We start from the raw sequence: 19,249 nt of genomic DNA, 5'->3' as shown, positions 1-19,249 counted from the left end.
CTCAGCGTCGCGAGCGCCGCCGGGCCAGGACGGTGAAGGAGACGAGGAGGCTCGTCACGACGGCGACGACGAGCCACGGCAGGCGTGGGCCGGACGGCGGGGCGGCGGGGGAGGGCGCGACGGAGACGAGCGCGCCGTCTCCCAGCACGACCAGCCCGGACCACGCGGCGGTGGGCTGTCCCGCTTCGATGGCCGCGAGCTGCGCGGCTCTCAACGCGGCGGATGCGCCCTGGCCCGTGGCGAGGTGCGCATAGAAGCGCTCCACCAGCTCCGCCGCCTCGTCGTCGCGCAAGGGCGACAGACTCGCCACCACCGCGTGGGAGCCCGCTTCGAAGAAGGCCCGCGCCAGGCTCAGCACGCCCTCTCCCGGGAGCACGACGCCGGAGGCGCCGCGGCAGCTCGACAGCACGACGAGCGTCCCCGACAGGCGCAGCGCCGCGATCTCCCGCGGCTGGAGGATGCCGTCCTCGTCGTCCGCGCCGGGCGCGAGGACGAGGGCCGAGCGCTCCGGTGTCTCCTCGTCGACGACGGCGTGGGCCGCCAGATGCAGCACCCGGACGCGCGAGAGGTCCGCTCGCTTGAGGGCGTGTTCGGAGGCCTCGGGGCCCATGAGCAGCCGCGGGGTGACCTGGGTGTCGTCGAGGCTTCGGGTGACGATGTGTCCTTCGCGTCGTGCCTCGGGGAGTGCGCCGAGTCGGGCCGCTTCGTCGAACACGCCCGCGCGCTCGGCGGCGATGGCCCACCTCTCCTGCTGGGGCGGCGTGGGGTCGGCCAGGATGAAGGCCTCGCCGCGTGGCTCGTGCCCGGGCTCCTCGCGCCAGTGCCGCCAGAGGCTGGCGGACGGCACGAGCCCCAGCTCGAAGCGGGCGATGAGGGGCGGGCCCTCGGGGCTGGCCCTCAGGGCGGCGAAGGGCAGGTCATGGAGCGGCCCGTCGGGCACCAGCAGCAGCCGGCGCACCGTGGAGGGCAGCCCGGCCAGCGCGGGGCCCAGAAGCCAGGCATGGAGCGCGGCGGCGGTGCCCGCCTCGGAGCCGTCCCTCCGCTCCACGAGCCCGGAGAACAAGGGGATGGCGGTGGTCAGCCGCGCGCGGTCGGGGATGCGGTACGCCCGCGTCCCGGCGCGAGTCACCGCCAGCACCCAGGCTCCTCCAGAGGGCGTGCCATAGGCATCGTGGTCGTTGCCCACGAGGAAGGCCAGCAGCGCCTCGTCTTCGGAGAGTCCCCGCTCGACCTCTTCCAGCGAGGCGAACGCGGCGGGGCCCCGGTGAGGCGGCGGACGCAGGTCGCTCTCGTCGCGCTCCAACGCCTGGAGCTCCGTCAGCGCGGCCTCGCGGTCCGCCTGGGGAAGCGACGCCGTCAACAAGCGCCGCTGCACGGCCGCCAGTCGCTTCCAGAGGACCGCTCGGGCGGCCTTCCGTCCTGGTGGCTCGGGAGGGATTGGCGCGACGGCGCTCGAGGCGAGGAGGACATCGAACAGCGTCCTCGCCCGCAGTCGCTCGCTCACCGCGAAGGCGCGCACCACGGCTTCCCGGACAGGCAGCGGCGTGTCGGGCCCCCCCGTTTCGCTGGCCTCGAGGGTCCATCCCGCCAGACGGTGATAGTCGCTGGCCCAGTCCGCGAACAGCTCGGCCTGGGTGGCGGCGTCGCCCTGCATTCCCCGCAGCGCCTCCACGCCGTCCAGCGCTCGGGTGGCGTGGTGGAGCGCCTCCTGGCGTGGCCCGGTCAGGTACGCCACCGTGCCGCGCCCCCGGAGCGCCAGCGCCAGGTACAGCGGGTCGCCGTGCTCGTAGGCCAACCAGAGCGCGGCGTCGGAGTCCTGGCGGGCCCCCGCCGCGTCGAGGGCGGCGCGGCGCTCCGCGCGGGTCCACAGACAGGCGATGCGATGCTCGGCGGAGTTCAACGCTTCGGCGAGCGCCATGCATCGGGCCATGAGGTCATCGGCCTCGGCGCGCGCCTCCGGGGCGTCTCCCAGCAGGTCCACGACCAGCCGCAGGGACTTCGTCTCCAGGTCCTTGTCGCGGGTGCGCTCCGCGTCGGCCAGGGCGCGACGGGCGAGCGCGAGCGCGCGGGCCCGGTCGTTCGGGGCGGAGCCTCGCCCCATGCGTTGCACCGCGAGGTTGGCCATCGTGAAGGAGACGCGCGCTTCCAGGTGGACGTCCCCCGTGTCGCGCGCGAGCGCCGCGAGTCGCTGGTTGGCGTCCGTCGCGTCCTCCAGGCGCCCGAGGCGGGAGCTGGCCCACGCCAGCGCCGCGAGGCATTGCTTCTTCTGCCCGTCGCTGCCCGAGGGGAACGTCAAGGCCTCCGCTCGCTTGAGGAGCCGGAACGCGCGGCCCAGGTCCTTCTCCGTCTCGAAGAGCTCGGTCCCCTCGATGATGAACGCGCGTGCGAGCAGGTCCGTCCGTCCGGAGCTCCGGGCTACCTGGACCACGCGCCGGGTCAAGGCGCGTGCCTCGTCCATGCGCCGCTGGCTCCGCATGACCGTGCGCAGGTTGATGCTCGCCAGCACCTCACCCTCGGCGTCACCGAGCCGGTGGAAGGACTCCATCGCCTGCGTATAGGGCGCCTCCGCCGCCTCCGCGTCGGAGAGCTGCACGACGTGCCCCTGGACCATCGTCAGCCAGGGCTGGTCCGGGTGTCGTTCCCGCAGTGTCGCCAGCCTGTGCAGGACCTCGTCGCGGCCCGCCACGGACCCCTGCGCGTGGCGGTAGAAGCACATGGCGGCTTCGCGCTCCGCCGGGTGTTCGAGGAACCGCCGATGACATTGCTCCAGCGCGCCCAGGTTGGAGGCCGGAGGTTCGGCGGCCCGGGCGGACGCGACGAGCAACGCGGCTCCCCACCCGGCGAGCGCGAGCCAACGACGGAGTCTCGACCCATCCCGTCCCACCGTGAGCGTTACCCGTCCTCGGGCAGTGGGGGAAGGCAGTAACCCACGGTCACCGGCCCGTTGGGACGTGGAGTCGGCTCGGGCATCGGATAGACGCAGTGCTGGGGCGGGGTCGGTGGCGTGGGCGACGTGGACCAACGTTCGATGGTCAGCACCGCCGCGGAGAACTGCGGGCCGTCCTTGGGCGCGCTGGCGAACGCGCGCAGGCCACCCGCGGACGTCGCCTGGTACGACACCCGCAACGGAGCCCCCTCGCTCACCAGCCCCGACGTCTGGGCCACCACGGTGCCCGCGGCGTCGCGGAGCTGGAGGAGCACCATCACGCTCGCCCCGGTGCGCACGCCCGTCTCCACCACCGAGGCGACCACCTGGTCTCCGACCTGACCGGAGAGCGCGGGGGTGGTCGACGTCATCTGTGGAACCGTGGCCGCCGCGTGCGCGCCCTCGCGCGCCACGCCCACCACCACGAGGAGCGCCAGGGCTCCTCCCAACATCTTCCCCCAGGACCACCACACTGCATGTCGCGTCTGCATCGGACTCCCCCTTGGACCTTCCACGGAATCGACGTCACTCCAGCCGGTTGACGAACGTCGCGCTGCGACGCACCCGCCCATCCGGCAACCTCGCTTCGACCTGCCACAACACCTTCGCTCCCGCCGGCAAGGGCGCGAGCACCGACGCGGGGACCTGGTACTCGGCCCGCTGCTGCGTCTCCACCCGGTGCGTCACGCCCAGGTCCTCCGAGGAAAGCTGGAGCGACCAGAGGGTGCCGTCGGGCCCGCCACTCCAACGCAGGATGAACGCCTCCCGCGGAAGGGCCATGTCGTCGGGGAGCAGGGAGGTGACCTCCCTGCCATCCATGCCGCGCAGCCGGGGCTCCACCTCCGGCCGCAGGGTGATTCCCAGGACGACGAGTACCAGCGCGGCGACGGCCACGGAGCCCCACGCCGGGTGGCTCCAGGCGAAGCGGAAGCGCCGGGCCTCGCGCGCCGGCCGCTCGCTCCGGCGCGAGCGCGCCCCGGGCGCGGGGGTCTCCGTCTTGGGGACCTCCTGCGCGGCTCGCGACAACTCGTGGGCCAGCCGCCATGCCGTCGCCCAGGCGGGGTCCGCCGCCACGCGGGCCACCACCGCGCGCCGCTCCTCCGGTGGCAGCTCCCCGCTCACCGCGCGCCACACGAGGTCGGCGTCCACCGGCGCTCCACCCTCGAGCGGCTCCTCGCCCCGGACCGCGGCGCGCAGGCGCTCGACGGTGGCGTCGTCCGGCAGGTTCTTGTCGTCGCGTGATGGTCCGCTCACGGCTCGAATCCCTTGGTCGAGAGGCACAGGCGCAGCGCGCCCAGCCCGCGATAGACGAGGTTCTCGGTGCGCTTGCCGTCCCAGCCCAGCAACTCCGCGGCCTCCGGGACGGTGTGGCCCTGCAGGTACAACGTCACCGCCAGGCGGCGGTCCTCGACGAGCTTGCGCAGGCAGTCCCGCACCGCCCGGGCAATCTGGGAGGCCCGCGCGGACTGCTCCGGGTTGCCCATGGCCACGGGTGGCTCGGGCAGCGCCTCCACCACCTCCAACCCCACTTCCTTGCGCCGCTCCACGTTCCGGATTTCATCCACCAGCGCCGTATAGGCGACGCGATACAGGTAGGAGGCCGTCCACCGCTCGCGGTCCGGCTCGCGCCGCTGGAGCTCCATGAGCCGCATCATCGCCGTCTGCACCAGGTCGTCCCGGCGATCCACCAGGTGGGGCGGGCACACCCGAGCCACGGCGCGGCTCAACGCCTCCCGGAGTGATTCGAGCTCGCCATCGAGCGCTGGACCCGCGTCGGGGGTCTGCCGCTGCCGCGGTTCCAAATGAACGGACCTCCGAGAGGTGCTGATGGTCATCGAAAGCTCCTCACCACGACAAGGGGGCATCAGGAGGTTGAGCGGCACCGGAAAGGTGCGGAGGCACGGCTTCCCGGTGTGGGAGCCCGGTGGCTACTGCAACGCGGCATCCCAGGCGATGAGCCGTACCTCGCCTGTCGTGAGGCGGACCGCGGACACCACGAAGCGGCCTCCGACGTAGGTGCTCGCCACGCTCGACGACAGGATTCCCCCCGCCAGCGATTCGCCGGTGCGGCGCATCTCCCCCGCCGCGTCGACGTCCCACGTGTAGAGCCGCAGTCGACCCGTCGTGTCGCGGACGGACGTCACCAGGTGCTTGCCCGTGACACGCGCGGAGCGGACCTCCGTGACATGGCCGCCGTCGGCGTCCTCCCGGCGGGTGAGCTGTCCGGCCGAGTCGATTTCGAAGGCGATGTTGCGCAGCAGTCCGGACCCCGTCCTCACCGAGGCGACCACCAGCTCCCGGAAGTTGGAGACGGACACGGTGGAGAGGGCCACGTCCGACACCGTGCCCGCCACGAAGCTCCCCTTCTGCACCAGCTTCTGGTCCGCGCCGAGCTGCCACGTGGTCAGCTCCAGGTTGCCCGCGGCGTTGCGCACGGCCGTGACGGCCCCGCTGAACTGTCCTCCCGTGTCGTTCTGTCCCCGTCCCAGGGTGACGTAGGTGAGGGCGACGCGGGTCCCCTCCGGGCCGTACACCGTGCCGATGGGGCTGAAGCTCGCCAGGTCCGTGGTCAGGTCCCACGTCGTGAGCTGCAGGCGCCCGCTGGCGTTGCGCACCGCGCTCACCACGCCGAAGGTGGATCCGAGAGGTGCCAGCGCGACCTCGCTCGCGGCCCCGCCGCCAGTCTCGGCCTTGCGCTCGAGCGCGCCATTGGTGGCGACGCGCCACGCGGTGAGCTGGAGGTTGCCCGCGCTGGTCCTCAACCCCGTCACCACGTCCCGCCCCACGCCCGGTCGGGCCAGCGCCACCTGGGTCCCCGCGGTGGAGACCGCTCCACCCAAGGGGGTGAAGGTCCCGTCCCCGGCCAGTCGCCAGGTGTTCACCGCGAGCTGGCCCGCGGCGTTCCGGGTGGCCGTCACCACCGTGTCGCTCGAGGCCGTCACCTCCACCTCCGAGGCGACGGCGCCCGTCACGTCACCCCGGCGCAGGAGCGGGTCGGGGTGGATGGCGGCCGGGAACAGCATGAGCGGCTCGTCCTGGAGGGGAACGAAGTCGTCCGCGGAGTCGTGGCTCACCGAACCCGGCTTCTGCCAGGCTTCGTGGTAGGGCAGGGGGATGGCGGAGTCGACGCTGTAGGTGCCGATGACGGGCGCGATGTGGATGTGCAGGTGGGGATGGGCCGACGCGCCGGAGCTCCCCACGCGTCCGATGTCCTGCCCCCGCTCCACGCGGGCCCGGAGGGAGATGGGGACGAGGGTCTCCCGGGGGTAGTCGCCGATGCGGTCCTCGGCGTCGTTCACGAACTGCGCGTCGTGGGGGCACAGCTCCGTCGGGACGGAGTCCGGCTGCATGTGCGCGTAGAGGATGTCCTTGCCGTCATCGGTCCGGACCACCAGGTGGTTGCCGGAGCGGGGGATTCGCAGCGGGTTCGACGTGCGCCCGGGATGGGGCACGCTGTCGCCTCCGTGGACGTCTGGCTTGAGGCCTTCGGGGGCGTTGCGCCAACAACTGATGACGACGCCATCGGCGATGGCCTGCACGGGGACGCCGTAGAGAATCCAGTCGATGTTCTTGGGGTCGGTGGCGTAGTCCGCGAAGTCCGGCCAGATGCGCGTGAAGCGCTTCTCCGTGGGATGGAAGCGCACCGCCTCCAGGTCGCGGGGAGGGGTGCCAGCGTGGTCGCTGGCAATCCACCAATAGGTCCCAGCGGGGAGGTCCGCGCTGGAGCCGGGGAAGGGGTACTGCGCCAGGGCCACCGGGCTTGACGCGAGCATCGCCGCGGCCGCGAGCCGGCCGAGGGAGCGGGAATGAGCGGACATGGGACTTCCTCGAAGGCATGGGCCACGTCGCCGCCATGGCGAGCCGCGGTCGCGCCCGTCCCTTGAACGGAACTCCCCCAGGGTTTCCCTCACCCCCGCGCGCGGCGCGCCCAACCCCTGGTATTCACGAGTGATACAGCCATCCGTCCGCCGTGGAACGTGTGGGCGCGCGGGTGGACGTGGGGTGTCGACGCGTGGGCACTGCGTGGCGTGGATGCGCGCGGCGTGTCGGTCCCGCTGGCCAGCGGAGCGCGGCCTCCCTATACCAGGGGCCAGGCGGGCGGGAGGTAGGATGGTGGGGGCGTTTCCTGGCGGGTACAGCAGGCGCGTGAACGACCTGCTTCCCGGGTGTGTTGACTGAGTCCCTCTCCCAAGGAGGTCGTCCTTGCGAAGGTTTGAGGATCCCCTCCCGCTCGAGGTGCTGTCGCATGACGACGCCCTCGTGTTGTTGGAGGTCGTCCGCGAACTGGCGCACCTGAGGACGTTGGAGGACGTCATGGCGGTGGTGCGCCGCGCCGCGCGACGGCTCAGCGGCGCGGACGGCGTCACGTTCGTGCTCCGGGAGGAGGACCGGGTCCACTATGCGGACGAGGACGCGATCGCGCCCCTGTGGAAGGGGCGCCGCTTCCCCATCGAGCAGTGCATCTCCGGCTGGTCCATGCTGAACCGCGCGCCGGCGGTCATCGAGGACATCTACGCGGACGAACGCATCCCCCACGAAGCGTACCGGACCACCTTCGTGAAGAGCCTGGTGATGGTGCCGGTGCGGCGCTCCGACCCCGTGGGGGCCATCGGGGCCTACTGGGCCGAGCGCCGGACTCCGGGCGCCCGCGAGGTGTCGCTGCTCCAGACGCTCGCGGACTCGGCGGCCGTCGCGGTGGAGAACGGGCGGCTCTACGAGGCGGAGCGGGCCGCCCGGCGCGCGGCGGAGGCCGAGGTGCGCCTGCGCGGCGAGCTGCTGGCGATGGTGTCGCACGACCTCCGCAATCCCCTGGGCGTCATCGCGATGACGTCATCGTTGCTGGCGCCGCTGCTCGCGCCGCTGAGCGGTCGGGCGCGGCATCACCTGGAGACGCTCAACCGCTCCGCGCTGCGCATGGAGCGGCTCATCCATGACCTGCTCGACTTCGCGGCCATCGAGGGCGGGGCGTTCCGCCTGAACCGGGTGTCGCATCCGCTCGGTCAGCTCCTGGAGCAGGCCGCGGACCTGGGGCCGCTCGCGCAGGAGCGGGGCATCGACCTGGCGCTGCAGCCTCCGGCGCGGGAGGTCGACGTCGAGTGCGACCCCGACCGCGTCCATCAGGTGTTCTCCAACCTGGTGGGCAACGCCGTCCGCTACACGCCCGCGGGTGGCTCCATCACCATCACCGCGGAGGTCGGGGAGCGGGTCGTGGAGCTGAGCGTGGCCGATACGGGCTCGGGGATTCCGCCGGAGCTGCTGCCCGTCCTGTTCGACCGCTTCCAGCGTCCGACGGCGCGCATCCCGGGCGGTGGCGTGGGCCTGGGGCTCTCCATCACCCGCGGCATCGTCGAGGCGCACGGCGGTACGGTCCGGGTGGCGAGCGAGGTCGGGCGTGGGACGACCTTCACGTTCACGCTGCCACGGAGGGACTGAGCCCCTGTCACCGGCTCATCGCGCCTGGGGACGGGACAGTGTGTAGTGTCCGTCCGCGACGCGGTGGAAGCCCAGGGACTCCGCGAGGCGGATGGCGCCGACGTTCGCGGGCCGGGTCCGCGCGAACAGGCCCTCGATGCCGAGCGTGGCGAACGCGAAGGCGATGAGCGCTCGCGAGGCCTCCAGCGCGTAGCCGTGCTTCCAGGCCGCCGGGTCCAGCTCGCAACCGTACTCGGCGACGAGGTCGCCCGGGGACTCCCGTCGTACGCCGCACGTCCCGATGACGCGCCCCTTCCGGACGATGGCGAGCTGGTACTTCGTCCGTGGCACCTCCGTGGCCCAGCGGCACAGCCTCTCCACGAAGGCGCGGACCTCCTCGGTCGTGGGTGGAGGCTGGCCGTAGTGCTCGAGGTACGCGGGCTGGGATTGGTAGGCGACGACGCTCGGTGCGTCCTCGGGGCGGAAGTCCCGGAGGGTGAGCCGCTCGGTGTGCAACTCCATGGGGCCATCCTGCCCGCTCGAGGACCGCGGGCCCAGTCGGGTCCCGCCCGTCGTGTCGGACCTCTGGAGTAGGAAGGGGTGGACACGCGGTGACAGGTGGGGTTCCACTTGGGGGAGGCGAGGCGGATGATGGGGGAGTGGGGAGCTGGAGATGGGGCAGGAGACGAAGCGCCCGGCGACGTACGCGGACCTCGAGGCCTTGCCCGAGGACGTGGTGGGGCAGCTCATCGACGGGAGGCTCATCGCCACGCCGAGGCCGGCGAATCCGCATGGCAACGCGCAAGTGACGCTGGTCGGCGAGTTGTACGCTCGCTTCCAGCGCGGACATGGCGGGCCGGGTGGTTGGCGCTTCATGTCCGAGCCGGAGCTGCATCTTGGAGGGAACGTGCTCGTGCCGGATATCGCGGCCTGGAGCGCGGAGCGGCTTTCTCCCCGTGCGTTGAGGGCGCGGTTCTTCACGCAGGCGCCTGACTGGGTCTGCGAAATCCCCTCGCCCTCCACGCAGCGGTTGGACCGGGGACGCAAGAGCGAGCTCTACGCGCGAGAAGGTGTCGGCCAGCTCTGGCTGGTGGACCCCGAGGAGCGGACGCTCGAGGTGCTCCAGCGTGTCGACGACCGATGGCTCCCCCGAGGGCGCTACGCCGGGGTGCAGCAGGTCCGGGTGGAGCCCTTCGAGTCCCTGCTGCTCGACCTGGGGGCCCTGTGGCCCCCGGAGCTCGACGCGCCTTGAGCCCGCGTCGTCAGTCGCCGCCGTGGAGGAGCCGCGTGTGTGCTCGCCACGCGTCCCGGGCCTCCTCCAGGCTCACCGCGTGGAACCGGACGGGCGCGCCGGGACGTCGCGCGCCGAGCCGTCCCCAGTCCGCGCGGATGACGGTGGCGATGAGGGGGTAGCCCCCCGTGGTGGGGTGGTCCGGGCCGAGCACGATGGGCTCTCCCGACAGCGTCACCTGGATGGCGCCGCGCACCATGGGCCGCGAGGTCCCCGAACCCTCGTCTCCGTGCGAGAGCGCCGGGCCGTGGAGCCGCATCCCCACGCGGTCCGTCGCGGGAGAGACGGCGAAGGCGCTCCCCTGGAGCGAGGCCGCCATCAGCGGGTCGAAGCGCTCCGTGTCCGGCCCCAGCAGCACGCGCACGGCCGCGTCGGCGTCGAGCGCCGCCGTCACATCGAGGGTCCGGGCATGGCCGCGTGGGTGGCCGAGCGGCAGCGCGTCACCGTTTCGGAGCAGGCGGCCCTCGTGGCCTCCCAGCTTCGCCACCAGCAGCGTGCCGCGTCCTCCGAGCACCTCGGGGACCTCCAGCCCGCCGTCCACCGCGACGTAGCGCACGCTGGTGTGCTCGGGAGGGGGGACGGTGAAGGCCTCTCCCTCCGCGACGCTGAAGACGCGCCCATCCACGGCGACGCGCGCTGAACGGCCGCGGACGCGCAGCTCCAGCCGCCCCAGGCACTCCAGCGCCGCCGCGCCCCAGGTGTTGCCCACGGCGAGGTTCGCCTGCGCCAGCAGCTCGGGCACCAGCGCCCCGCCTGGAGGCACGCCGTGGTGCATCTGCCCCGCGCGTCCGCCGTCCTGCACCATGGCGGGGCCCCCCCCGCCTGCCATCTCCAGCCAGCCCGCCATCAGCCCACCCGCTCGAAGCGCACCCGGTCACCCAGTTGCAGCACCGCGCCCCGGTCCGGGTGGAAGGCGGTGAAGTCCAGCGCCGTGCCAATCAGGTTCCAGCCCCCGGGCGACGTGAAGGGGTAGATGCCGGTGCGCTCGCCCGCGATGCCCACCGCGAGCGCGGGCACGCGGACACGGGGCGAGGGCAGGCGGGGGACGGCGATGCGCGGGTCCACGTCACCCAGGTACGCGAAGCCCGGCAGGAAGCCCACGCACCGCACGGTGTACTCACGCGCCGCATGGAGCCGGGCCACCGCGTCCACCGTCAGCCCGGCGCGCTCGGCCACCTTGTCCAGGTCAGGTCCGTCGTATCTCACCCGCAGCGTGACGAGCGGGGTGGCGGCGGTGGAGGCGGGGGCGCGCAGCAGCTCCGCCAGCGCCAGTCGAGGCTCCTCCGGAGGCGCGGCCGGGTCGAAGTACACACACGCGTGCTCCTCCGTGATGACCGCGTCGAGCACGTGAGGCACCGCGCGCAGGGCCTCACGCGCCAGCCTGCGCTCCAGGGCCTGGGGGAGTTGCAGCCGCAGCGCGCCTTCACCCAGCGGCTCCACGCGCAGGGCGAGCGCGTCCAGCGTGGAGCGCACCTCGCGCGCCAGCTCCACGGCGCCCGGCGTGTCGCCGTGTACGCACAGCGTATCGACCGTGCCTCCCGTGGCCAGTCGCACCGTGTTGTCGCGGATGCGCGCGGCGTCCGTCAGCACGGCGCCCGGTTGCCCCCGGGGAATCAGCGAACCATCCGGCCGCGTGCCCCGGTCCGCGAAGCCCTCGCGCGCGTGCGTGAGCCCCGCTTCATTCGCCGCGTCCCTCAGCGCGCCCTCGGGAGGGGAGATGAGGGTGAGGTCCGCGCCGAGCGCCTCCACCAGCCCCGCCACCACCGCCCGGGCCAGCGCGGGCGACGCGTTCGCCGCGTGATACAGCGCGCCGTGGGGCTTGGCGAACCGCACGGGGACCTGGGCCTCGCGCGCGAGCCTCGCGAGCCGGGCGCACTGCTCGGCCACCTGTCCACGCAGGACCTCCGGCGCCACCTCGAGCGCGCGGCGGCCGAAGTGCCCCCGGTCCTCGTAGGACGGGTGTGCGCCCGCGGAAGCGCCGTGGCGCGCGCACAGCGTCAGCGCACGGCGCATGGAGGCCTCGTCCCCCGCGTGTCCTCCGCAGGCGATGTTGGCCACCCGCGCGAGCGCGTAGAGGCGCTCGTCCTCTTCGGGCAGCTCACCCAGGTCGATGTTGAGGAGGCACTCCGTCATGCCGCGCACGCTATGCGAGCCGTGCCCCGGACGCAGCCTCTGCGCGTGCGCACGCCCCAGCGGACGCTCGGAAGATTACACGCGCCACCCCGGGGCAGGGGCCGGTTCGCACCGGGATGGCACGTGCCCCGGGGCCACCACCATGGCGGCTCCGGGGAACTTCCATCCCGGATACGGCGAGGCCGGATTTGCCGGGCAATTTCCGCCCGCTTTTCCCGCCGGGGACGTCCTGCCACGCGGTGAACGCCTCCACGCCCCGGAGGGCGCGAGTCCTGGCGCCCTCCCGACGGGCGGTGGCTACACTCGGGGGATGACGCACCCGCTCGAGTCCTACCGCGCCCTCTTCCCGGTCCTCCGGGAGCAGCTCTACTTCAACCACGCGGGCGTGGCGCCCACCAGCCTCCGGGCCGCGGAGGCGGTGCGGGAGTGGATGGACGACCTCGTCTACCACGGCATCCGCCACGAGCGCGGCTGGGAGGCGCACTGCGAGCGCGTGCGCGAGCTGGCCGCGAGGCTCCTCCACGCCGAGCCCGACGAGGTGGCCTTCGTGCGCAACACCAGCCACGGCCTGGGGCTGGTGGCGGAGGGGCTGGACTGGAAGCCCGGGGACGAGGTCGCGGTGGCCACGTCCCTGGAGTACCCGTCCAACGTCTACCCCTGGCTGCACCTGAAGGACCGGGGCGTGGTGGTGCGCGACATCGAGGTGGCCGACGACGGCGTCACGCCGGAGGCCGTGGCCCGGGCCCTCACGCCACGCACGCGCGTGGTGGCGGTGTCCTCCGTTCAGTTCGCCACCGGCTACCGCACGGACCTGGACGCGGTGGGCGCGCTGTGCGAGCGCGCCGGGGTGCTGTTCTGCGTGGACGGCATCCAGAGCGTGGGGTGCGTGCCGGTGGACGTGAAGAAGAGCCGCATCCACTTCCTGAGCGCGGACAGCCACAAGTGGATGCTCGGCGTCTCCGGCATCGGCCTGCTCTACGTCTCCAGGGAGGTGCTGCCCCGCTTGCGGCCGGTGCTGGTGGGCTGGCGCAGCACCACGGACGCGTGGAACTTCAACCGCACCCACTTCGAGCTGCGCGCCGACGCGCGCAAGTTCGAGGAGGGCAGCGCCGCGTACACCGGCCTCTACGCGCTGGGGGCCTCGCTGGCGCTGCTCCAGGAGGTGGGCATCCCCGCCATCGAGGCGCGCATCCGCGACCTGCTCGCGCACGCGGAGACCGGTCTGCGGGCGCTGGGCTGCGAGGTGGGGCCCGCGCCCGAGCACCGCGCGGGCATCCTCACCTTCCTGCCGCCCGGCGCCCAGGCCCGGGCGCTCGGCGCGTACCTGGCCGGGCACCAGGTGGCCCACTCCGTGCGCCGGGGTCGCATCCGCCTGTCGCCCCACTTCTACAACCAGCCGGCGGAGCTGGACCGGCTGGTGGAGCTGGTGCGGGCCTGGCCCGGCTGACGAAGCGGGGCGTCAGCCCTGCGCGGGGAAGAGCGCGTCGATGGACAGGTAGCGCTCGCCGGTGTCGTAGCAGAAGCAGAGCACCCGGCTGTTGTCCGGCATCTCCCCCAGCTTCTGGTTCACCGCCGCCAGCGCCGCGCCGGAGGAGATGCCCACGAAGATGCCCTCCTCGCGCGCGGAGCGGCGGGCGAACTCGAACGCGTCCTCCTCCGCCACCTGCACCACGCCGTCGAGGATCTCCGGGTGGAGGTTCTTCGGGATGAAGCCCGCGCCGATGCCCTGGATGGGGTGGGGGCCGGGCTGGCCGCCGCTGATGACGGGCGACTTCACGGGCTCCACCGCGAGCACCTTCAGCTTGGGCCAGTGCTGCTTGAGCACCTCGCCGCACGCGGTGATGTGGCCGCCGGTGCCCACGCCGGTGATGAGGTAGTCGAGCCCGTCCGGGAAGTCCTTCAGGATTTCCTGCGCGGTGGTGCGCTTGTGGACCTCGATGTTGGCCTCGTTCTCGAACTGCTGCGGCATCCACGCGTCCGGCACCTGGGCCACCAGCTCGTTGGCGCGGGCGATGGCGCCCTTCATGCCCTGGGCGCGGGGCGTCAGCTCGAACGTCGCGCCGTAGGCCGCCATCAGCCGGCGGCGCTCGATGCTCATCGACTCCGGCATGACCAGCACCAGCTTGTAGCCCTTCACCGCCGCCACCATCGCCAGGCCGATGCCCGTGTTGCCGCTGGTGGGCTCGATGATGATGCTGTTCTTCTTGAGGATGCCGCGCTTCTCCGCGTCTTCGATCATCGACAGCGCGATGCGGTCCTTGATGCTCCCGCCCGGGTTGGCGCGCTCGAGCTTCATGTGGACGGTGACGCGGTTGGGGAACAGCCGGTTGATGCGGACGTGCGGCGTGTTGCCGATGGTGTCCAGGATGTTGTTCACCTTCGTCATGTCGGGCCTCGTCGGGTGGGCTGCGCGGTGGGTGCTTCGGGGAATCAGATGTGGAACTCGATGGCGTCCATCGCGCCATCGGCGCCGCGCGCGCGGACCTCGCTGCGGCGGGTGACCACGGAGTAGGAGGGGATGCTCTGGGTGAGCCACGCGTTGCCGGCGATGATGCTGCCCCGGCCGACCACCGTCTCCCCGCCCAGGATGGTGGCGTTGGCGTACACCACCACGTCGTCCTCGATGGTGGGGTGGCGCTTCTTGTCCGCCAGCGCCTTCTCCACCATGAGCGCGCCCAGCGTGACGCCCTGGTAGAGCTTCACGTTGTTGCCGATGAGCGTCGTCTCGCCAATCACCACGCCGGTGCCGTGGTCGATGACGAAGCGCCGCCCAATCGTCGCCCCCGGGTGGATGTCCACGCCCGTGCGCTGGTGGGCGTACTCCGTGAGCAGCCGGGGGAGCAGCGGGAAGCCCAGCGTGTGCAGGGCGTTGGCCACCCGGAAGATGGCGATGGCGAGGAACCCCGGGTACGTCAGGATGACCTCGTCCACGGTGCGCGCCGCGGGGTCGGCCTCGAAGATGGCCTGCGAGTCCTGGCGCAGCCAGTCGTACAGCTCCGGCAGCCGCTCCATGAAGCGGGCGGGGATGCTGGCGTTGATGTCCGGGTAGAGGGGCATCAGCGTCTCGCGCAGGCGGTGGAGGCTGGCCTCCACGGTCGTCACGTCCCGGCGGACGGCGGCGGCGGTACACTCCAGGCGCTCGGCGAAGTGGGGGAACAGCAGCCCGAGCACCTGCGACACGAACTCGGGGGCCGCCCGGCGTACGTCCGGGGGGAAGCAGTGGCGCTGGCGGGCCTCGAGCAGCGCCGCGACCAGCCTGGCGTTGGAGTCATCCATGAGCCCCTCCATTTAATGCAGTGCGGTGTGACGCCGCACCAGGGGATTGCCCGGCTCCGGGCGGAATTCCCGTCCGGTGTGGGACAAGTCGAGGGCCGGGGCCTCCAGGCGGGCGGGCCCGTGGGCCCCAGGTGCCGCTTGCCCACCCCCGGGGGCGGCGTGACGATGGGGGCATGAGCCAGACGCCCTCGTATGTCCATGGCACCAGTGCCACCCCGCTGCTCGGAGAGACCATCGGGCAGAACCTGCGCGGGACGGTGGAGCGCTACCCGGACCGGGAGGCGCTGGTCGTCGCCTCACAGGGCTACCGCGCCACGTACCGGCAGCTCTGGGACACCACCACGCAGGTGGCGTTGGGGCTCTTGGCGCTGGGCGTGGAGAAGGGGGACCGGGTGGGAATCTGGTCACCCAACCGCTTCGAGTGGGTGGTGGCGCAGTACGCCACCGCGCGCATCGGCGCCATCCTCGTCAACCTCAACCCGGCGTACCGCACGGCGGAGCTGGAGTACTCGCTCAACCAGTCCGGCGCCAGCGTGCTCCTGCTGTCGCGCGGCTTCCGGCAGACGGACTACCGCGCCATGCTGGAGGAGGTGCGCCCGCGCTGTCCTTCCTTGCGCGTGTCGCTGGTGCTGGACGACGACTGGCAGTTGCTGCTCTCCAACGCGAAGCACGTCAGCCTGGCCACGCTGGAGGCGCGCGAGGCGACGCTCCAGTTCGACGACCCCATCAACATCCAATACACGTCCGGGACGACGGGCTTCCCCAAGGGCGCCACGCTGTCGCACCACAACGTGCTCAACAACGGGTACTTCATCGGCGAGGCGCTGCGCTACGGCCCGGACGACCGCGTCTGCATCCCGGTGCCCTTCTACCACTGCTTCGGCATGGTGATTGGCAACCTGGCCTGCACCTCCCACGGCGCCACCATGGTGATTCCGGGAGAGGCCTTCGACCCGCTGGCGGTGCTGCAGACCGTCCAGGCCGAGCGCTGCACGTCCCTGTACGGCGTGCCCACCATGTTCATCGCGGAGCTGGACCACCCGCGCTTCGGCGAGTTCGACCTGACGTCGCTGCGCACCGGCGTCATGGCGGGCTCGCCGTGCCCCGTGGAGGTGATGAAGCAGGTGCAGTCGCGGATGAACATGCGCGAGGTGACCATCTGCTACGGCATGACGGAGACGTCGCCGGTGTCCACCCAGAGCTCCCTGGACGACCCGCTGGACAAGCGCGTGTCCACGGTGGGCCGCGTGCACCCGCACCTGGAGGTGAAGGTCATCCACACGGAGACGGGCGCCGTCGTCCCCCGGGGCGCCGCGGGCGAGCTGTGCACGCGCGGCTACAGCGTCATGCTGGGCTACTGGGCGAACCCGGAGGCGTCCGCCAAGGCCGTGGACGCCGCGGGGTGGATGCACACCGGCGACCTGGCGACGATGGATGCCGAGGGCTACGTGCGCATCGTCGGCCGCATCAAGGACCTCATCATCCGTGGCGGAGAGAACATCTCCCCGCGCGAGGTCGAGGAGTTCCTCCACACGCATCCGGGCGTGAGCGAGGCGCAGGTCATCGGCGTGCCGAGCGTGAAGTACGGCGAGGAGGTCATGGCCTGGGTGCGGGTCAGGCCCGGCTTCACCCTCGGCGAGGAGGACCTGAAGAAGCACTGTGCGGGGCGCATCGCCACGTTCAAGGTGCCGCGCTACTGGAAGTTCGTGGACGCCTTCCCCATGACGGTGACGGGGAAGGTGCAGAAGTTCCGGATGCGCGAGGTCTCCGTGGCGGAGCTGGGCCTGGAGACCGCCGCCGCCATCAAGACCGCGTGAGCCGGCCGGGCCGGCGCGGGGGCGTCCTCGCGCCGCGCTTCGCGGGCGTGGAGGGCATCTTCTTCGCGGCGGCGCGCTTCTCCGCGGGCGCCTGCTTCCGGGCCGTGGCCCGCTTCTTCGCCGTGGCCCGCTTCTTCGCCGTGGCCCGCTTCTTCGCCGGCGCGCTCCATCCCGGCGCGGGGCGCTTCGGCGCCGCCGCCTCTTTCGCCGCCGCCTCTTTCGCCGGCCCCTTCCTCGCGGGCGCCTTCTTCTTCACCGCCTGCTTCTTCAGGGCGGCCCGGTTCGCCGCGTCCACCGCGCGGCGGGCCCACGGGAGGATCGCGTAGGCGTCGTCCGACGCGTCCGGTGGCGGGGTCCAATAGCCCAGCTCCACCTGCCTGGTCCCGCTCTCGTAGATGAAGGGCTGGCCTCCCTGCGCCTTGAAGTCGGGGCGGGTGACGTCGTCCGTCTTCAGGTAGAGCTGCCCCGCGGCGATGAGCCCGAACATCCGTCCGCCGGAGTACACGCCCCAGCCGCCGAACATCCGCCGCACCTGGACGGTTCCCAGCTTCTCCAGCAGCTCCACCACGTACTCCACGAAGCTGTCCATCTTCGCCACCGTGCGCCTCCCGGGCCCCGTGTCGCGAACAGGCCCTTCGCCTGGAGCCGATGGCTAGCACCGTCCGCATCCTCGAGGAAGCGCTGCGGGCGCGCGGAGCATTTGTTGGATTTCTCAGGAACCACGATGGATGTCTTTTCTGCGGGGCACGCCCTTCCCGCATGCGCCGCGCGAGTATTGCCTATCAATCCAAGACGTCGTCCGAACACGGACAGTCACCGGGGACGCAGGGGACCTGTTGGGTTAGTCGCGTTGACTTGGAATTCCGTCTCTGTACCCTCCTGCATCATCGCGTGTCCCGGATGCCTGGGCTGAGTGCGCGAGGGCGAGCCCGCCACGCAACATCCCTGGGGAGGATGGACGCTTGACCCGTGAACCTCGGAAGAGTCTCGAGCCTGACTCGGTGTCTCATGGCCAGGCGCCGGCGCAACGGAACCTGGTACGTCCACCGGAGTCGCCCGCGGGCTCAATGCCATCCATGCGGGGCGGGAGCGTCGATTTCCATCTGCGTGATGAGGAATTGCCGACACATTGGTACAACTTCCTGCCGGACCTGCCCGCACCGCTGCCGGAGCCGCGACAGGTGGGCCGGCCCACGCCCGCGGAGATTGCCGCGAGGATCCGCCCGCGCGCGTTGCTCGCGCAGAACCAGCCCACCGAGCCCTGGGTCGCGATTCCGGAGACGGTCATCGACCGGCTCATCCAGTGTGGTCGTCCCACGCCGCTGCGGCGCGCCCGTCAGCTGGAGCAGTACCTCCAGACGCCCGCGCGCATCTACTGCAAGCGCGAGGACCAGTTGGTGACGGGGAGCTTCAAGCTGACCACCGCGCTGGCCCAGGCCCACTACGCGCGCGAGGAGGGTCGCGAGGTGCTCGTCTCCGAGACGGGCGCGGGGCAGTGGGGCATGGCGGTGGCGCTCGCCGGCCAGATGTTCGGCCTGCGCGGTCACATCTTCATGGCCCGCTGCTCGCTGGAGCAGAAGCCCTACCGTCAGTACTTCATGGAGCTGCTGGGGACACACGTCGACCCCTCGCCCTCCGGGCGCACGCGGGTGGGGCGCGAGCTGCTCGCGCGCCACCCGGGCCACCCCGGGAGCATCGGCTCGGCCATCAGCGAGGCCATCGAGGCGAGCCTGGAGACGCCCGGCGCGGCCTACCTGTCCGGCAGCAACATCAACCACGTCCACCTGCACCAGACGCTGCTCGGGCTGGAGGTGCGCAAGCAACTGGCGCTCGCGGGGGAAGCGTGCCCGGACGAGCTCATCGCCTGCGCGGGCGGGGGCAGCAACCTGTGTGGCCTGATGCTGCCCTTCCTGAGGGAGAAGCGGGAGGGCGCGCCCATCCGGTTCCTGGCGGTGGAGTCCACCGCGGCGCCCCGGCTCACCCAGGGCACCTACGAGTACTGCCGCTCGGACGTGGCCGGTTACACGCCGGAGGTGCTCGCCTACTCCATGGGGAAGGACTTCGTCCCGGAGCCGGTGCACGTGGGCGGGCTGCGCAACCACAACAGCTCTCCGCTGGTGAGCCTCCTGCGCCGCGAGGGGCTCCTGGACGCGATGGCGTTCGACGAGCAGGTGGCGCTCGAGGCGGGCCGGTTGCTGCTGAAGACCGAGGGAATCCTCGTCGCCCCCGAGTCCTCGCACGCGGTCGCCGCCGCCATCGACTCCGCGCTGCGGGTCCGAGGCACGCAGACGCGGAAGGTCATCGTGCTGCTCGCCAGCGGCAGCGGCTTCCTGGACCTGGAGGGCTACCACCAGGTCCTGGGCGGGAGGAGCTGAGGAAGCCGGTCGTACGCCA

General features: G+C 72.1%; 16 protein-coding genes. 5 read left to right on the top strand and 11 right to left on the bottom strand.

What is annotated here, in order from left to right; all coding sequences use genetic code 11:
- Position 1: 1 nt before the first annotated feature.
- The 5 genes from LZ198_RS04430 to LZ198_RS04410 form a co-directional block, all read right to left on the bottom strand.
- Entirely contained in the window at positions 2-2,824 is a 2,823-nt protein-coding gene (locus LZ198_RS04430) for a CHAT domain-containing protein (protein ID WP_253970601.1), read from the bottom strand.
- Positions 2,825-2,892: 68 nt separating this feature from the next.
- Entirely contained in the window at positions 2,893-3,378 is a 486-nt protein-coding gene (locus tag LZ198_RS04425; RefSeq protein ID WP_253970600.1) for a Gmad2 immunoglobulin-like domain-containing protein, read from the bottom strand.
- A gap of 73 nt (positions 3,379-3,451) precedes the next feature.
- Complete coding sequence (locus LZ198_RS04420) at positions 3,452-4,180, bottom strand: hypothetical protein (protein WP_253970599.1); 729 nt, start codon at positions 4,178-4,180, stop codon at positions 3,452-3,454.
- Positions 4,177-4,653: an RNA polymerase sigma factor gene (locus tag LZ198_RS04415; protein ID WP_253970598.1), complete on the bottom strand. Its 477-nt coding sequence runs from the start codon at positions 4,651-4,653 to the stop codon at positions 4,177-4,179. Before LZ198_RS04415 ends, LZ198_RS04420 begins: the two co-directional genes overlap by 4 nt.
- Before the next feature lie 201 nt (positions 4,654-4,854).
- Positions 4,855-6,744, bottom strand: a complete 1,890-nt coding sequence (locus tag LZ198_RS04410) for a M23 family metallopeptidase (RefSeq protein WP_253970597.1) — start codon at positions 6,742-6,744, stop codon at positions 4,855-4,857.
- A 385-nt stretch (positions 6,745-7,129) separates the two neighbouring features.
- On the opposite strand from LZ198_RS04410, the gene LZ198_RS04405 reads away from it, so the two are divergent.
- On the top strand, positions 7,130-8,359 hold the full coding sequence (locus LZ198_RS04405; RefSeq protein WP_253970596.1) for a sensor histidine kinase: 1,230 nt from the start codon (positions 7,130-7,132) through the stop codon (positions 8,357-8,359).
- Positions 8,360-8,374: 15 nt separating this feature from the next.
- On the opposite strand, the gene LZ198_RS04400 is transcribed toward LZ198_RS04405, so the two are convergent.
- Positions 8,375-8,860, bottom strand: coding sequence for a GNAT family N-acetyltransferase (locus LZ198_RS04400; protein WP_253970595.1), 486 nt, complete (start codon positions 8,858-8,860; stop codon positions 8,375-8,377).
- Between the two features lie 151 nt (positions 8,861-9,011).
- Between LZ198_RS04400 and LZ198_RS04395 the strand changes: the two genes are divergently transcribed.
- On the top strand, positions 9,012-9,590 hold the full coding sequence (locus tag LZ198_RS04395) for a Uma2 family endonuclease (protein ID WP_253970594.1): 579 nt from the start codon (positions 9,012-9,014) through the stop codon (positions 9,588-9,590).
- Positions 9,591-9,600: 10 nt separating this feature from the next.
- Here LZ198_RS04395 and LZ198_RS04390 read toward each other — a convergent pair whose 3' ends face one another.
- Both LZ198_RS04390 and LZ198_RS04385 read right to left on the bottom strand, forming a co-directional pair.
- The gene (locus LZ198_RS04390; RefSeq protein WP_253970593.1) at positions 9,601-10,476 is read right to left on the bottom strand and encodes a 5-oxoprolinase subunit C family protein; all 876 of its coding nucleotides are present in this window, start codon (positions 10,474-10,476) and stop codon (positions 9,601-9,603) included.
- The gene (locus LZ198_RS04385) at positions 10,476-11,762 is read right to left on the bottom strand and encodes a LamB/YcsF family protein (RefSeq protein ID WP_253970592.1); all 1,287 of its coding nucleotides are present in this window, start codon (positions 11,760-11,762) and stop codon (positions 10,476-10,478) included. The genes LZ198_RS04390 and LZ198_RS04385 overlap by 1 nt, the downstream gene beginning before the upstream one ends.
- Positions 11,763-12,072: 310 nt before the next feature.
- Here LZ198_RS04385 and LZ198_RS04380 point away from each other — a divergent pair, with 310 nt between their 5' ends.
- The gene (locus tag LZ198_RS04380; protein ID WP_253970591.1) at positions 12,073-13,209 is read left to right on the top strand and encodes an aminotransferase class V-fold PLP-dependent enzyme; all 1,137 of its coding nucleotides are present in this window, start codon (positions 12,073-12,075) and stop codon (positions 13,207-13,209) included.
- 12 nt (positions 13,210-13,221) lie between these two features.
- Here the strand turns inward: LZ198_RS04380 and cysK are convergent, their stop codons facing one another.
- Together cysK and LZ198_RS04370 are read right to left on the bottom strand one after the other, a co-directional pair.
- Positions 13,222-14,148: a cysteine synthase A gene (gene cysK, locus LZ198_RS04375; RefSeq protein ID WP_253970590.1), complete on the bottom strand. Its 927-nt coding sequence runs from the start codon at positions 14,146-14,148 to the stop codon at positions 13,222-13,224.
- 44 nt (positions 14,149-14,192) lie between these two features.
- Positions 14,193-15,038: a serine O-acetyltransferase gene (locus LZ198_RS04370; protein ID WP_253970589.1), complete on the bottom strand. Its 846-nt coding sequence runs from the start codon at positions 15,036-15,038 to the stop codon at positions 14,193-14,195.
- 173 nt (positions 15,039-15,211) lie between these two features.
- Between LZ198_RS04370 and LZ198_RS04365 the strand changes: the two genes are divergently transcribed.
- Positions 15,212-16,855 carry an AMP-binding protein gene (locus LZ198_RS04365; RefSeq protein ID WP_253970588.1) on the top strand — a complete coding sequence of 548 codons (1,644 nt, stop codon included), beginning with the start codon at positions 15,212-15,214 and terminating at the stop codon, positions 16,853-16,855.
- Here the strand turns inward: LZ198_RS04365 and LZ198_RS04360 are convergent.
- On the bottom strand, positions 16,842-17,444 hold the full coding sequence (locus tag LZ198_RS04360; RefSeq protein ID WP_253970712.1) for a TfoX/Sxy family protein: 603 nt from the start codon (positions 17,442-17,444) through the stop codon (positions 16,842-16,844). The two genes, LZ198_RS04365 and LZ198_RS04360, sit on opposite strands and share 14 nt — an antisense overlap.
- A gap of 478 nt (positions 17,445-17,922) precedes the next feature.
- Here LZ198_RS04360 and LZ198_RS04355 point away from each other — a divergent pair, with 478 nt between their 5' ends.
- A complete protein-coding gene (locus LZ198_RS04355) occupies positions 17,923-19,230 on the top strand; it encodes a TrpB-like pyridoxal phosphate-dependent enzyme (RefSeq protein ID WP_323381914.1) in 1,308 nt (435 codons plus the stop codon).
- Positions 19,231-19,249 lie beyond the last annotated feature (19 nt).

The sequence above is a fragment of the Myxococcus dinghuensis genome, from assembly GCF_024198235.1.
GTDB lineage: Bacteria > Myxococcota > Myxococcia > Myxococcales > Myxococcaceae > Myxococcus > Myxococcus dinghuensis.
Note: the sequence above shows the minus strand (reverse complement) of the source record. Positions and strands in the feature narration are given on the sequence as shown.